We start from the raw sequence: 639 nt of genomic DNA on the forward strand, positions 1-639 counted from the left end.
AGCACCACGCGTATATGTTATGTGTACTTTTATTTTTTTAATATCAAGACTAGATTTAAAATTAATTCATGATAGAGTTAATTTAGAGAATATTGAAAGGAAAGAAAAATGACACGAACAAGAACACTTTATTTTGGTGCAGGTTGGTTTAATGAAAAGCAAACTAAGGCATATGATGCTGCAATGACTGCATTAAAAGAAAATCCAACTATTGATTTGGAACATAGTTATGTCCCACTCCAAAATCAATACAAAGGTATTCGCGTTGATGAACATCCAGAATATTTACATGACAAAGAATGGGCTAGTGCTACATACACCAATGACTTAATTGGAATTAAAACTAGTGACATAATGCTAGGTGTATATCTTCCTGAGGAAGAAGATGTAGGTTTAGGTATGGAATTAGGATATGCCATGAGCCAAGGTAAATATGTTTTATTGGTTATTCCAGATGAAGATTTGGGTAAGCCAATTAACTTAATGAGTTGGGGCGTTTGTGATAACGCTATTAAAATTAGCGAATTAAAAGATTTTGACTTTAATAAACCAAGATTTGGTTTTTATGAAGGTGCAGTATATTAAAAAGCGTGGTTTTATACCACGCTTTACTTTTTTCATTATAAAAAACGACAAAAA

Annotated in this window: 1 protein-coding gene; it reads left to right on the forward strand. The window is 31.6% G+C overall.

The annotated features are described in order from the left end of the window. Positions 1–108: 108 nt before the first annotated feature. The gene (locus ACNDLV_RS08270; RefSeq protein ID WP_006585973.1) at positions 109–585 is read left to right on the forward strand and encodes a nucleoside 2-deoxyribosyltransferase; all 477 of its coding nucleotides are present in this window, start codon (positions 109–111) and stop codon (positions 583–585) included. The last annotated feature ends 54 nt before the right edge of the window (positions 586–639 follow it).

It is taken from the genome of Lactobacillus fornicalis, assembly GCF_055362665.1.